10 protein-coding genes are annotated in these 14898 nt (G+C 37.5%); 8 read left to right on the top strand and 2 right to left on the bottom strand.

Features of this window, described 5'->3' with window-relative positions; genetic code table 11:
- Nucleotides 1-48: 48 nt before the first annotated feature.
- Both gltB and NQ163_RS05890 read right to left on the bottom strand, forming a co-directional pair.
- Entirely contained in the window at nucleotides 49-4569 is a 4521-nt protein-coding gene (gltB, locus tag NQ163_RS05895; RefSeq protein ID WP_268189344.1) for a glutamate synthase large subunit, read from the bottom strand.
- Nucleotides 4570-5016: 447 nt separating this feature from the next.
- On the bottom strand, nucleotides 5017-5292 hold the full coding sequence (locus tag NQ163_RS05890) for a hypothetical protein (protein ID WP_120241276.1): 276 nt from the start codon (nucleotides 5290-5292) through the stop codon (nucleotides 5017-5019).
- Between the two features lie 995 nt (nucleotides 5293-6287).
- Here NQ163_RS05890 and NQ163_RS05885 point away from each other — a divergent pair.
- The 8 genes from NQ163_RS05885 (at nucleotide 6288) to carA (ending at nucleotide 14877) form a co-directional block, all read left to right on the top strand.
- Nucleotides 6288-6875 (top strand): GNAT family N-acetyltransferase, encoded by a 588-nt coding sequence (locus NQ163_RS05885; protein WP_268189343.1) that lies wholly within the window; start codon nucleotides 6288-6290, stop codon nucleotides 6873-6875.
- A gap of 30 nt (nucleotides 6876-6905) precedes the next feature.
- Nucleotides 6906-8105, top strand: coding sequence for an argininosuccinate synthase (locus NQ163_RS05880; RefSeq protein WP_120241274.1), 1200 nt, complete (start codon nucleotides 6906-6908; stop codon nucleotides 8103-8105).
- A 1-nt stretch (nucleotide 8106) separates the two neighbouring features.
- A complete protein-coding gene (argC, locus tag NQ163_RS05875; protein WP_268189342.1) occupies nucleotides 8107-9072 on the top strand; it encodes an N-acetyl-gamma-glutamyl-phosphate reductase in 966 nt (321 codons plus the stop codon).
- A 102-nt stretch (nucleotides 9073-9174) separates the two neighbouring features.
- On the top strand, nucleotides 9175-10311 hold the full coding sequence (locus NQ163_RS05870; RefSeq protein WP_268189341.1) for an aspartate aminotransferase family protein: 1137 nt from the start codon (nucleotides 9175-9177) through the stop codon (nucleotides 10309-10311).
- Between the two features lie 34 nt (nucleotides 10312-10345).
- A complete protein-coding gene (gene argB, locus NQ163_RS05865) occupies nucleotides 10346-11122 on the top strand; it encodes an acetylglutamate kinase (protein ID WP_268189340.1) in 777 nt (258 codons plus the stop codon).
- 7 nt (nucleotides 11123-11129) lie between these two features.
- Nucleotides 11130-12194, top strand: a complete 1065-nt coding sequence (locus NQ163_RS05860) for a M20 family metallo-hydrolase (protein ID WP_268189339.1) — start codon at nucleotides 11130-11132, stop codon at nucleotides 12192-12194.
- Between the two features lie 197 nt (nucleotides 12195-12391).
- Nucleotides 12392-13729 carry an argininosuccinate lyase gene (gene argH / locus NQ163_RS05855; protein WP_268189338.1) on the top strand — a complete coding sequence of 446 codons (1338 nt, stop codon included), beginning with the start codon at nucleotides 12392-12394 and terminating at the stop codon, nucleotides 13727-13729.
- 62 nt (nucleotides 13730-13791) lie between these two features.
- The gene (gene carA / locus NQ163_RS05850; RefSeq protein WP_268189337.1) at nucleotides 13792-14877 is read left to right on the top strand and encodes a glutamine-hydrolyzing carbamoyl-phosphate synthase small subunit; all 1086 of its coding nucleotides are present in this window, start codon (nucleotides 13792-13794) and stop codon (nucleotides 14875-14877) included.
- The last annotated feature ends 21 nt before the right edge of the window (nucleotides 14878-14898 follow it).

Raw genomic sequence — 14898 nt, 5'->3', positions numbered from 1 at the left:
TTAATTACGAATTACATTCCCGCAATTATTCATTTACTCATCACTCATTTATTCGTGTACTTCTGTTTGTGATTGTGCTTGCTTCAGTTTGCGACGAATCTTTTTCAGTTTTTTCTCTTCCAATACTTTCTTGTATTCGTATGGAATTACCTTAACAAAGTGAGGAAGATATTCTTCCCAATGAGTCAAAATTTTAGAGGCAACACTACTTTGAGTTAGAAGTAAATGTTGATGTATCATACCTTGCAGCTCGTGCACATCCTGCAGATTATCAACTGGTTCAAGAGATACTAAGCTTTGATTACAGAAGTAGTCCAATTGTCCTTCCATATTCAGAACATAGGCAATACCACCACTCATACCTGCTGCAAAGTTTCTGCCAGTAGGTCCCAGAATTACCACACGACCACCAGTCATGTATTCACAACCATGATCCCCAACGCCTTCAACAACAGCTTTAGCACCAGAGTTTCTTACACAGAATCGTTCTCCTGCCATACCCCTGATATAGGCCTCACCATTGGTTGCACCATACATGGCTGTATTACCAATAATGATCTGATTTTCTGGTTTAAATGTAGTTTTGTTTGGTGGTTGAACCACAATTTTACCTCCCGAAAGACCTTTTCCGAAATAGTCATTAGAGTCACCTTCCAGTTTAAAAGTGATCCCTTTCTCAAGGAATGCTCCAAAACTTTGACCAGCAGAGCCTCTAAATCGACAATATATGGTATCCTCTTCTAATTCTCGTTTTGGCTTTAAAGCCGCCACTTTACCAGATAACATGGCACCTGTTGTACGATCTGTATTCTTAATTTTCGAATCAATCCATACTTTTTCACCATCGTGTAAGGCTTTTTCAGCTTGTTTAATTAGTTCATGATCCAATACCTCGCCAATCGATTTAATTGTAGCATTAACACCACACAATTCATGACCATCGGTTTCCGGCAAGTGTAATAAGTTTTGAATGTCAACCGTATCTGCTTTCCATTTCTTGATATCCTTACGCTTTACCAATAGATCTGATCTGCCAACCAAATCATCAAACTTACGTACTCCAAGTTCAGCCATTAATTCTCGACATTCTTCTGCAAGGAAAGTGAAGAAGTTTACTACCCATTCCGAGCGTCCAAGGAATTTTTCTCTTAACTCTTTATTTTGAGTTGCAATCCCAACCGGACAAGTATTTAGGTGACACTTGCGCATCATCACACAACCTAGAACAACCAAAGCACTTGTAGCAAATCCAAACTCTTCAGCTCCTAATAAAGCCATAGAAACGATGTCTCTACCAGTTTTCAACTGTCCATCGGTTTGTAGCTTAATTCTACCTCTAAGGTCGTTAAGTACCAATGTTTGCTGAGCTTCAGCTAACCCTAGTTCTACAGGTAAACCTGCATTTTTAATGGAACTTAACGGACTTGCACCTGTTCCTCCTTCGGCGCCACTAATTACAATTAAATCAGCGTTAGCTTTGGCAACACCAGCAGCAACTGTACCAACACCATTTTCCGACACCAATTTCACGCTTACACATGCTGTTGGATTCACATTCTTTAAATCGTAAATCAATTGTGCCAAATCCTCAATCGAGTAAATATCGTGGTGTGGAGGAGGAGAGATCAAGGTAATTCCAGGTGTTGAATTTCTCAACTTGGCAATAACCTTATCTACCTTAAATCCAGGCAACTGTCCACCTTCTCCAGGCTTTGCACCTTGTGCAACTTTAATTTGCAGCTCATCAGCATTCACCAAATAGCCTGTGTTCACACCAAATCTACCCGAAGCAATTTGCTTAATGGAACTACGTGCACTGGAAAAGAATCTCTTGGCACTTTCACCACCTTCACCAGTATTACTTCTACCACCAATCTTATTCATTGCGATTGCCAGTGCCTCGTGTGCTTCCTTGGAAATAGATCCGTAGGACATTGCACCGGTACAGAAACGCCTCATGATATTTTCTACAGGTTCAACCTCAGAAATATCAATAGGGTTTGATTTGAAGTCAAAATATCCACGCAAGAAGTTTGGATTTCTGGTTTCAGCATCAACTAATTTCGAGTACTCCTTATATTTTGCATAGTTATTGGTTCTTGTCGACCACTGTAATAATCCAATTGACTCTGGGTTCCAACTGTGTTTCTCACCGTTTTTGCGGTAGTGAATACTTCCATTGTTGGTTAATAAGTCTTGATTTTCAAAAGGATCTTTCTCCGTAAATGCTTTCTTATGATGGCATAGCATCTCCTCGGAGATTTCTTTTAAGCCAACTCCGCCAATTCTCGATGCAGTACCAGTAAAGTATTTGCTAATCACATCATTGCTGATACCTAATGCTTCGTAAATTTGCGCTCCCAGGTAACTTCCAATGGTCGAAATTCCCATTTTCGACATTACTTTAAGCAATCCTTTATCAACAGATTTGATATAGTTTTTACGTGCTGATTTATATTCCAGGCTAATTCTACCTTCCTTTACCAACTTATCAATTACTGCATAACTCATGTATGGATTGATAACACTTGCTCCATAGGCAATTAGCAATGCAAAATGATTTACCTCACGAGCTTCTCCTGTTTCAACAACCAAACCAATTTGCATTCTCTTACGTTTCTTGATCAAGTGGTGATGAACGGCAGCCACAGCTAACAAAACAGGAATAGGTGCCATTGTTTTGCTTACATTTCTATCTGTAAGAATGATATAGTTCTTTTGATCATCAACAGCCTTTTCTGCGAGCTTACAAAGGGAATTCAAAGCATCTTCAAGCCCTTGTCCATTATCGGCTGCTTTAAATAACATATCAAGTGTAGCATGTCTAAATTCCTCATGTTTCAGCTTTTTGATTTTTCCAAGGTCTGTATTGGTAATCAAAGGACTCTTGAATCTAATCAACTTACAATGTTGAGGTGTCTCATCCAAAAGATTCTTTTGAACTGCTCCAATATAGTTGGTCAAATCCATAACCAAATTCTCACGAATCGAATCAATTGGTGGGTTGGTAACCTGTGCAAAAAGCTGGCGGAAATAGTTGAAAAGCAAATGAGGCTTTTCTGATAATGCTGGGATAGGAGAATCATTACCCATTGAGCCAACTGGTTCCTGACCACCTGTAGCCATTGGTAAAATAATTCGTTCAAAATCCTCTTTGGAATAGCCAAATACATCTTTGCAAACTTCAAAATGATCTCCGATATCCGACGGCACCCTTTTTTCCACAGGAATTGCCTTAAGGTCTAATCTATTCTCTTTTAGCCAATTTTGATATGGGTTTCTATAGGTCAATTGCGATTTTACTTCCTGATCAGGAATAATGATTCCCAATTGAGTATCTACTAGCAATAATTTACCAGGACGCAATCTTCCTTTTTCCTTGATTTCTTCAGCTTTAAAGTTTTGGATACCAACTTCCGAGCCCATAACAATCATATCATCTTGGGTAATGACATAACGAGATGGACGCAATCCATTTCTATCCAAGGTTCCTCCAATGTATCTACCATCAGAGAACACCAAAGATGCAGGGCCATCCCAAGGTTCCATAAAAGTTGAGTGATACTCATAAAAGGCTTTTAAACTATCAGGAATCGGATTTTTTTCATTCCATGATTCAGGAACCATCATACTTAAGGCATGAGGTAAACTTCTACCTGTTAAGAATAGGAATTCCAGAACATTATCGAATGAAGCTGAATCACTTTTGTTAGGCTCTACAACAGGGAATAGTTTTTTGATATCTTCACCATACAGTTCCGATTTTAAAAGAGACTCACGCGCTTGCATCCACAATCTGTTTCCTTTAATGGTGTTAATCTCACCATTATGAGCAACAATACGGAAAGGTTGTGCCAAATCCCATGAAGGGAAAGTATTGGTACTAAATCTTGAGTGTACCATAGCAATGGCAGACTCCATTCTTGTATCCTGTAAATCTCCAAAATATTTTCCTAGCTGATCACTGGCAAACATTCCTTTGTAAACAAGCACTTTGGATGATAAACTTGGGATGTAAAACATCTCCTTTTCTTTCATCTTGGTTGCTCTAACATAGCTTTCTGCTTGTTTTCTGGCAAGGTACAAACGACGTTCCAAATCATCTTGTTCGTAGTTCCCACCAACAAAGATTTGCTTAATTACTGGCTCCGATTGTCTTGCAATTTCCCCAATTGCGTTAGTGTCAGTAGGCACATCACGTAATTGAAGAAATTCCAATCCCTCTTCTTCAAGGATTTGAATCAGAACTTCGATACAGAATTTCTCCTCACTTTCGTCCTGTGGCAGGAAAATGAGTCCGGTTCCATACTTACCGGCTAATGGAAGTTTAATCCCGATTTTCTTGTAAAAATTGTGTGGTACTTGCATTAAGATACCTGCACCATCTCCACTTACATTATCGGCACCACGAGCACCTCTGTGTTCCATATTGCATAGAACTTCCAGACCGCGCGTAATAATTTCGTACGATTTTTTTCCTTTAATATTGGCTACAAAGCCAATTCCACAATTGTCATGTTCATTCATCGGGTCGTACAGACCCTGTCGGCTTGGTCTTAGGTTTCGCATAGGCATTATTTAAGTGCGAAGCCAGGCCATGATTTTTCTTTTAAGAAGACACTGAGAAATGAAAAAGTCCCCAACTTTCTCTGCTAATCAGTAGCGACACAATGAATCCGATTGTCGCCGTCTTTTAAGAATACATTCTAAAAATGTAGTGATAAAAATTTAAGCTTGTCTAATCCGTTGCAACAAATATAGCTTAAAAAAATGCTTTTAAACAACTATTATTGTTTAATTTGCTTTCGAAAACGTTTTAAAACCTGAAAAAAGTCATATTTTTTTATCGAAAAGGTTTTCGTGATAATCAGTCGATTACAAAATATCTCTCATAAAACCGTAATAAAACATCTAATAATGCAAATTCAAGATTAATGTTAAGTGGTAATCGGGCAAAAAAAATATCCTAAAAAGGATATTAATAGTGATACATTTCAATATTCAAATGATATAATATTATTTTGTAGTTTCAACAACTGGTTGAACTCTTAAAATTTTAAGAAGTTTCTTTTCAATCCATTTAGGAAGATACTTGCCAATCTTTGTAATGAATTGCTGACCCAAAATATACAAAGAAGAATAAAAGAATACTTTATTTAAGACGTAAACAGATGCAGTTAAAAAAACAACTTTTTTAGTTCCTGCAAGAATAAAAGGAAAAGAGAAGGTAAGAATAAAAGTAACAACAGCTAAACCAAACAACACAAATCCAACAATTTTTTTCCACTCCATAATGATTTCAACTATTTAATTTTTGACAACTAAAGCAATTCTACGGCGTAATTTATAAATGGTTTGAAAAAAATCAACATTTAAAGTGTTAAAAATCATTAATTAAGCTATGAGTAAGAATATAAAAAAGACTAAAGTATCTTAAATTATTGTCTACACATAGAAGGTGTACATGCTAAAAGATGCTATAAAACTAGATAATCAAAGCTTTACCCTTGCTTTTAAATGGGGTATTAGTAAATTATTGCAGTTTTTCTTACGCAAAGGTTTTCAAAATGGGGTATTGTAAAAAAAATACTTTTTCATTAGGATTTTAAAAATTTTTGCCCTTATCTTTGTATCCAACAAATCAAAAGAAACATGGAAAAAGTATTAATCATTCGACGACGCATTTTAAGATCTTTATTGTAACGATAAGGACAAGTGTTGGTATGATTTTTTCCAAGCTTTCCAATTCGGAAAGTTTTTTTTTGAAATTTAATGAATAAGAAAAACCAAATGATTCAATTGTTTTACATCCGACGACGACGAATGAGCGCACCTTTAGGGAAAGCGGATTTAGTCTTGTTGTCGTGTAATCAATGATTAAGAACAATATTTAGAAGGCTTACCGTTTTTCCCGGTGAGCCTTTTTTTTGAATTATTGAAAAAACATTGAATCAAGAATTATAAACAGATGAAAAGTATAATCTATACAGAAAGCCGACGCCATTTGCGAAGTAACTGTTACCCAGGAGGGGCGGATGAGCTTGCTGTATCTGATTGTCAGGTATATATAAACTGTATTAAGCTTACCGTTCCTGCGGTAGGCTTTTTTTGTGTGAAATAATTAAAACAAAATAAGATGAATTTAAACAACTCCTTAAAATTCCGACGACGAAGGTTTCGGATTTTAAACAACAGCAAATTAAAAGAAACATTCTTTATTGATATTAATAACAAGTGGTTATGCCTTACAGGTGTAGCATTATTTTGGGAAACCTAGAAACTAACAAATGATAGACACATTAATGGAAGTTGAGCAAAAAATAAGTGTCATTGTAGCAGATTTAAGGCATATTGATTATGCAGCAGAAATTTGCGATATGATTGAAAGGGCTGCAAAAATACGCGGTACCGGAATTGCAAAAAGAAATCCTTTGTACCTGGTGCAAAAGATTCAGGAAGGAAAAGCTATCATTGCTTTTGACGATTTTAAAGTAATAGGATTCTGCTATGTAGAAACCTGGGAGCATGGTAAATATGTTGCCAATTCAGGTTTAATTGTTGATCCGGAATACAGAGCTGTAGGATTAGCAAAATTAATTAAAGCAGAAGCATTTAAGTTGTCAAGGAAGCGATATCCTCAAGCTAAAATCTTTGGTTTAACCACCAGCCTTCCTGTAATGAAGATCAATTCGGATTTGGGTTACAGACCAGTAACATTCTCAGAATTAACGGCTGATGAATCATTTTGGAAAGGATGTAGTAGTTGTGTGAACTACGATATTCTGCAAAGAACGGATAGGAAAATGTGCCTTTGTACAGGAATGTTATTCGATCCGAATAAAAATGGTACGCCTAATTCAAACGAAAACAAATAAACAATTCAATCAATCTAAAAAGAAAAAACAATGACAACAGATAAGAAAAAAGTAGTATTAGCATATAGCGGCGGATTAGATACAACATATTGTGCACTTTACCTTTCTAAGGAGTTGGGGATGGATGTGTACACAGCATTAGGAAATACAGGTGGTTTTAGCGATGAAGAACTGGCTGAAATTGAAGATAGAACCAAACAATTGGGCGTTGTTGAACACGTATCGCTGGATATTACAAAAGAATACTACGAAAAATGTATCAAGTACATGATTATGGGGAATGTGCTTAAAAACAATACATACCCATTATCAGTAAGCTCAGAGAGAGCATTTCAAGCAATGGCCATTGCTCAATATGCTCATTCCATTAATGCAGATTATATTGCACACGGTAGTACAGGAGCAGGAAACGATCAAATTAGATTCGATTTGATTTTTAAAATCATGGCTCCAAATGCCGAAATTATTACTCCAACCAGAGATCTTGAATTAAGCAGAGAAACTGAAATTCAGTATTTGAAAGATCATGGTATTAATGCAAACTTCGAGAAAATGAAGTATTCGATTAATGCTGGAATCTGGGGAACCAGTATTGGAGGAAAAGAGACCCTAACTTCAAGCGAGCCATTGCCTGAGGAAGCTTATCCAAAGCAAGTTGAAAAAACAGAGCCTGAGAAGTTAAGCATTGAGTTTAAAGAAGGTGAATTGGTGGCAGTTAATGGCGAAAAGGTAGCACACGCTTTAGAGGCAATACAAAAAATAGAAGCCGCTGGAGCAGCTTTCGGTATCGGAAGAGACATGCACGTAGGTGATACCATTATTGGTACGAAAGGTAGAGTAGCATTCGAAGCTGCAGCTCCTCTAATGATTATAAAAGCTCATGAGACTTTGGAAAAGCACACTTTAACAAAGTGGCAAATGTACTGGAAAGAACAGATTTCCAATTTCTATGGAATGTTGCTTCACGAAGCGCAATATTTGGAGCCAGTAATGAGAAATATGGAAACTTTCCTTCTTGATTCACAAAAGAATGTGAATGGTACAGTTTTCATTAATATGAGCCCAAAACAGTTTCTTGTTGAAGGAATTGAATCTCCAAATGATTTGATGTCTGACTTGTTTGGTCAATATGGCGAAAGCAATGAAGGTTGGACCGCAGATGATGTAAAAGGTTTTACAAACATCCTTGCAAATTCTCTTCAAATTTATCATACAGTAAATAAGCAATAAGATGGTGAATGTTGGAATTATAGGTGGTGCAGGATATACTGCAGGAGAATTGCTACGCATATTAGTTTGGCACCCAATTGTAAATATTGCTTTTGTACAAAGTACAAGCCATGCAGGCCATCCAATTACTGATGTGCACAAGGATTTACTTGGTGATACAGATTTAATTTTTGGAGAAGCTGATTATTCAGTGGTAGATGTGATATTTATTTGTTCGGGCCATGGAAAAACCAAGGCTTTCTTAGAACAGAATAACTTGCCGAATGATTTGTATATTATTGATTTAAGTACTGATTACAGACCTAAAAACAATAATGGTGGTTTTGTTTACGGATTGCCAGAATTGAATAAGGAAAGCATTGAAACGGCTAATAGAATTGCAAATCCAGGATGTTTTGCTACCTGTATTGAATTGGGCTTACTTCCATTGGCAGAAGAAAAGCAATTAAATGAAGAAATCCATGTAAATGCTATAACAGGATCGACCGGAGCAGGACAAAATCCAACGGTAACTTCTCATTTTAGCTGGAAGAATAACAATGTAGCAGTTTACAAAGCCTTTACCCATCAACATTTGGCTGAAATTACTGAATCTGTGCTTCAGTTGCAGCCTGATTACTCAAAAGCAATCAACTTTATTCCGGTAAGAGGGAATTTTAGCAGAGGAATCATGGCAACAATCTATACTGATTGCAAGTGGAGCATTGAAGAAGCAAAAGAGAAATATCAATCTTATTATTCAGAACACCCTTTTGTTTCAATTTCTGATGTAACACCTGATGTAAAACAAGTAGTTAACACCAATAAATGCGTGTTATATCTTGAGAAACATGGAAATAAATTAATGATTATCTCGGTCGTAGATAATCTATTAAAAGGAGCATCAGGACAGGCAGTTCAGAACATGAATATCATGTTTGGATTGAATGAAAAAGAAGGGTTGGGATTGAAGCCGATTGGTTTTTAAATGAATAACACCCCTTAATCCCCTCTCAAGAGGGGAAAAGGCAATTCTAAAATTTCCCCTTTGAAGGGGGATAAAGGGGGGATGTTTAATAAAAAAGAAAAAATGAAATTATTCGACGTATATAGTTGTTATGATATAAATCTTGTTAACGGAAAAGGCATGAAACTTTCTGATGACAAGGGAAATCAATACCTGGATTTTTATGGCGGCCATGGAGTGATCTCCATAGGTCATTCTCATCCACATTACATGTTTAGGATTGAAAACCAACTGCATTGTTTAGGATTCTATTCCAATGCGGTAAAGAACGAATTGCAAGAAAAACTGGCCAGTAAATTAGGCCAGCTTAGCGGATATGATGATTATAATCTATTCCTATGCAACTCGGGAGCCGAAGCCAATGAGAATGCATTGAAAATAGCATCATTCCACAATCAGAAATCAAAGATAATCTCGATTAAAGGAGCATTTCATGGTAGAACCGGGGGAGCACTTTCGGTTACTGACAATCCAAAATTATCGTCAGAATTCAATGCAAAACACAATGTGATTTTTGTTGAAATGAATGATACGGAGAGTCTGGTAAAAGAACTTGAAGCAGGTGATGTTTCAGCGGTGATCATAGAAGGAATTCAAGGTGTTAATGGTGTATTTGAACCAAGTGCCGATTTCTTGAAAGCAACAAAATCAGCATGCGAACAGAATGATGCGCTGTTGATTTTGGATGAGATCCAATCAGGTTTTGGAAGAAGCGGAAAGTTTTTTGCACACCAGTATTCAGGTGTTAAACCAGATGTCATTACCACAGCAAAAGGAATGGGAAATGGTTTTCCAATTGCAGGAGTTTTGATAGCTCCGGGAATCAAAGCATGGAAAGGAATGTTGGGAACCACATTTGGAGGAAATCACCTGGCATGTGCTGCTGCAACAGCTGTTCTGGAAACAATTAAAGAAGAGCATCTGCTTGAAAATGCAGTAGAAATTGGTAATTATTTAATCGATAAATTAAAAGAAAACCAAGCGATAAAAGCAATAAGGGGGAAAGGCTTAATGATTGGTATCGACATTGAAAACATGTCGGAAATTAGAACGAAGCTATTGAAAGAACATGGAATATTTACAGGTTCTTCAGGACTGAACACACTTCGTTTGTTGCCACCGCTTTCGATTACAAAGGAAGAGGCAGATCAATTTATTGAAGCGTTTAATTGTGTATTGGCAAGCACTTGTGCGGCTTAACACAAACTAGTAAAAACCCAAATTGTAAAGAGAAATGAGCGAACTAACAGTAGTGAAAATTGGAGGAAACGTAATTGATGATCCAGATAAACTGAATGACTTTCTGGATGCATTTTCAAACTTGAGTGGCAAAGTGGTTTTGGTACATGGAGGAGGAAAGCTGGCATCGGATCTTTCAGGAGAACTTGGAGTGAAAACCAAAATGGTGAATGGCAGAAGAATTACTGATGCTGAAAACCTAAAGTTGGTTACTATGGTGTATGCCGGCTTGGTGAACAAGAATATTGTGGCATCACTTCAGGCCAGAGGAGTAAATGCAATGGGAATGTGTGGTGCCGATCAGGATTTGATCCTGGCAGAAAAGCGTAATCATCCTACAATTGATTTTGGCTTTGTAGGCGATATCACGAAAGTGAATACATTGGCTTTGTGCAAACAGATTGAGTGCAACTCTACTTTGGTAATTGCGCCGATAACACATGACGGTAAAGGTCAATTGCTAAACACCAACGCAGATACCATTGCAACCAAAGTTGCTGCTGCTTTAAGCCGTTTTTACAAGGTGAAGCTAGTATACAGTTTCGAAAAGTTAGGAGTCTTAATGGATGCCGATGATGATAGTAGTGTAATGCCGGTTTTGAATACAGAACAGTGTGCCCAAATGGTAAAAGATGGTGTCATTAATACTGGGATGATGCCGAAAACTGAAAATGCTTTTTATGCTTTATCGCAAGGAGTTGAGGAAGTAATCATCGGTAATTTTGTTTCAATGGAGAGCAATCATTCATCAGGCACGCAGATTATTCAATAGACGAACCATGAATATAGATAAATACACAAATATCGCCCTAAGTACATTAAAAGAGCTGATTTCGATCCAGTCTTTCAGTAAAGAGGAAAACCTTGTTGCTGATGTGATGGAGAAGAAGCTATCAGACTTTGGATATAAGGTGTACAGAAAAGGCAATAACGTATGGATATTCAATAAGAATTTTAAGGAAGGCAAACCAGTTTTGCTTATGAATTCTCATTTGGATACCGTAAAACCCAACGAAAAGTGGACCAAAGATCCTTACAATCCTGAAGTTGTAAATAATAAACTTTACGGATTAGGAAGTAATGATGCAGGAGGTTGTTTGGTATCACTAATGGCAACTTTCATGGCACTGGATGAGACCGAGCAAGAGTACAATAGAGTATTTTGTGCTTCAGCAGAAGAGGAAATATCAGGAAAGAATGGATTTGAGTTGGTTCAGGATGAAATTGGAAGAATTGACGTTGGCATTGTAGGAGAACCAACCCTAATGGAAATGGCCATTGCAGAAAAGGGACTGATGGTGCTTGATTGTGAAGCCATAGGAGTTCCTGGACATGCTGCCAGAAACGAAGGTGTAAATGCCATAAGTCTTGCCTTAAAAGATATCGAATGGTTTCATTCTTTTAAGTTTGAGAATGAATCAGAAATGCTTGGGCCGGTTAAAATGACTGTAACGCAGATTAATGCAGGGAAACAGCACAATGTAATTCCAGCATCATGTACCTATGTTGTAGATGTTAGAACCAACGAGCATTACTCTAACGAGAAAGCTTTTAAAATCATTAAAGCGAATGTTGAAAGCGATGTAAAGGCAAGATCATTCAGAATGAACTCGTCAGGTATTCCTTTGGAACACCCACTAATTCAGGCTGGTTTAGAGCAAGGGATGGGCTATTATGGTTCTCCAACCACATCCGATCAGGCAATTATGAAAGGATTTCCAACATTAAAATTGGGACCAGGAGATTCTGCAAGATCGCATACAGCAGATGAGTATATCTATGTGAAAGAAATTGGGCAAGGCATCGAAAAATATTATAACTTGTTGAACGGATTAAAAATCTGAGAAGTGAATGAGTTAATGTGTGAATTTGTAAATGAGGAAAATAAAACAAAAGGTTCTTTAACAATTTCACAGTGCATAAATAATATATAAAAAGCCAAATGCTAATGGCTAACAGCTTTTAGCTTGCTGATAAAAGCAAGAACAGTACAATTATCAAATAGCATAATATATATACAAACACAAAATACACACAGAATATGAAACTTTGGGACAAAGGCGTACAAGTTGATAAGAAAATAGAGCAGTTTACGGTTGGAATGGACCGTGAATTAGACTTGGAACTGGCTGCTTTTGATGTGCTTGGATCACTAGCTCACATTGAAATGCTACAGTCTATTGGTCTGTTGGAAAAGAAGGAATTGAAGCTAATACAGGAAGAACTAAGAAAAATATATTCATCCATTAAAAACGATGCTTTTGTGATTGAGGATGGTATCGAGGATGTTCACTCACAAATTGAATATTTGCTTACACAATCTTTAGGAGATATCGGTAAGAAAATACACAGTGGAAGATCGAGAAATGACCAGGTTCTTTTGGACTTAAAACTGTTTACTCGTAACAAACTCGAGGAAATCGTTCGTGAGGCAAGATTACTATTCGACTTATTGATTGAGAAAAGTAATGCTTATAAAGATGTTCTGATTCCAGGGTATACACACTTGCAAGTGGCGATGCCATCATCATTTGGTTTGTGGTTTGGGTCATATGCTGAAAGTTTAACGGACGACCTGTTGGTGCTTCAATCAGCATATAAAGTAGTAAATCAAAATCCATTGGGATCTGGAGCAGGATACGGTTCATCTTTCCCTTTAAATCGTCAAATGACAACCGATTTGCTAGGTTTTGATAACCTAAGCTACAATGTGGTTTATGCGCAAATGGGGCGTGGAAAGATGGAGTTTACGGTTCTTTCAGCACTAGCCAATATGGCCATGACCATTGCCAAACTAGCCATGGATGCATGCTTGTACAACTCGCAGAACTTTAACTTTCTAAGTTTTCCTGATGAGTTAACAACAGGTAGTAGTATCATGCCACACAAGAAAAATCCTGATGTATTCGAGGTTATCCGAGCAAATGCCAATGCATTGCAAATGCTTCCTGCGCAAATTCAGGCAGTAACTTCTAATCTTCCATCAGGATATCATAGAGATTATCAGCTGACCAAGGAATTCTTTATGCCTTCGTTTGATAAGATGCTTTCATGCCTGGAAATGACCAGAATCATGCTATCGGAAGTGAAGATAAACGAAGAGGTATTGAATGACGAACGTTACCAGTATCTGTTTACAGTTGAAGAAGTAAACAAAATGGTTGTGGACGGCGTTCCTTTCCGTGATGCATACAAGAAGGTAGGACAACTGGTAGAAGAAGGAAAGTTTAAGCACGAGGGCGAAATAAATCACGTTCACGAAGGAAGTCTTGGGAACTTATGCAATGACAGAATTGTATGCAAAATGAATGAAACATTCGTGGCTTTCAATTTCCATAAGACCAAAGAGGCATATATGAACTTACTAAATAGAATATAAGGGCTGTCTATAAGGCGCATTTAACTATTAATCGAATTTAATAACCATTTTATAGAACTTTTATGTCACAACAGACAAAAGCAAAACTAATTTTACAAGATGGATCAGAGTACATTGGTACATCTTTTGGGTATGAGGGCTCCGTGGCAGGAGAGATGGTGTTTAACACAGCAATGACCGGTTATCCGGAAAGTTTGACTGACCCTTCGTACAAAGGGCAGATTTTGGTGAGTACCTTCCCATTGATTGGGAACTACGGTGTTCCGGGAACATTGCAAGAGGATGATCTGTTCCGATTTTACGAATCAGAAAAGATTCAGGTATCTGCATTTATTGTATCGGATTACACAGAAGAATTTAGTCACTGGAATGCAAGCTTAAGTCTTGCAGATTGGATGAAAGAGCACAAAATTCCTGGAGTTTACGGTGTAGATACACGTGCATTGACCAAAAAACTTCGTGAACAAGGAAGTATGCTGGCTAAAATTGTATTTGAAGAGAACGAGCCTGAATGGAAAGATCCTAACCTTGAAAATCTGGTTGCACAGGTTAGCACACCAGAGAAGAAAGTTTATGGCGAAGGAAAGCATAAGGTGCTATTGTTGGATTGCGGAGTAAAGAACAACATCATCAGATGTCTTTTAAAGCGCGATACAACAGTGATCCGAGTTCCACATGACTATGACTTTACCCAGGAAGAATACGACGGATTATTCATCTCTAATGGTCCTGGTGATCCGAAGCAAAATACAGCTGCCATTGCAAACCTAAAGAAAGCATTCGAGCAGGATACTCCAATTATGGGAATTTGTCTGGGAACACAGTTGATGGCATTGGCTGCCGGAGCTGATACTTATAAACTGAAATACGGACATAGAAGTCACAATCAGCCAGTAGTTTTGGAAGGAACCAAGCGTTGTTTCATTACCTCTCAGAACCATGGTTATGCAATCAACAATGATACTTTACCGAAAGAGTGGAAGCCATTATTCGTTAATGCCAACGACAATACCTGTGAAGGAATCAAGCATGTGAGCAAACCATTTTTCGCTTCTCAGTTTCACCCTGAAGCATCCAGCGGTCCAACTGATACAGAATTCCTTTTTGATGATTTCATTGACATGATGGAAAAGAATCAAGGCAATTAAGAATTATCAATTAATCCCTAA

The organism is Marinifilum sp. D737, from assembly GCF_026672275.1.
In the GTDB taxonomy this organism is placed as follows: Bacteria; Bacteroidota; Bacteroidia; order Bacteroidales; family Marinifilaceae; genus Marinifilum.
This window is presented reverse-complemented; position numbering and strand designations above follow the sequence as displayed.

Coding starts and splice junctions, on each gene's coding strand:
- gltB (WP_268189344.1), bottom strand. CDS start 4,569: ATGCGAAACCTAAGACCAAGCCGACAGGGTCTGTACGACCCGATGAAT.
- NQ163_RS05890 (WP_120241276.1), bottom strand. CDS start 5,292: ATGGAGTGGAAAAAAATTGTTGGATTTGTGTTGTTTGGTTTAGCTGTT.
- NQ163_RS05885 (WP_268189343.1), top strand. CDS start 6,288: ATGATAGACACATTAATGGAAGTTGAGCAAAAAATAAGTGTCATTGTA.
- NQ163_RS05880 (WP_120241274.1), top strand. CDS start 6,906: ATGACAACAGATAAGAAAAAAGTAGTATTAGCATATAGCGGCGGATTA.
- argC (WP_268189342.1), top strand. CDS start 8,107: ATGGTGAATGTTGGAATTATAGGTGGTGCAGGATATACTGCAGGAGAA.
- NQ163_RS05870 (WP_268189341.1), top strand. CDS start 9,175: ATGAAATTATTCGACGTATATAGTTGTTATGATATAAATCTTGTTAAC.
- argB (WP_268189340.1), top strand. CDS start 10,346: ATGAGCGAACTAACAGTAGTGAAAATTGGAGGAAACGTAATTGATGAT.
- NQ163_RS05860 (WP_268189339.1), top strand. CDS start 11,130: ATGAATATAGATAAATACACAAATATCGCCCTAAGTACATTAAAAGAG.
- argH (WP_268189338.1), top strand. CDS start 12,392: ATGAAACTTTGGGACAAAGGCGTACAAGTTGATAAGAAAATAGAGCAG.
- carA (WP_268189337.1), top strand. CDS start 13,792: ATGTCACAACAGACAAAAGCAAAACTAATTTTACAAGATGGATCAGAG.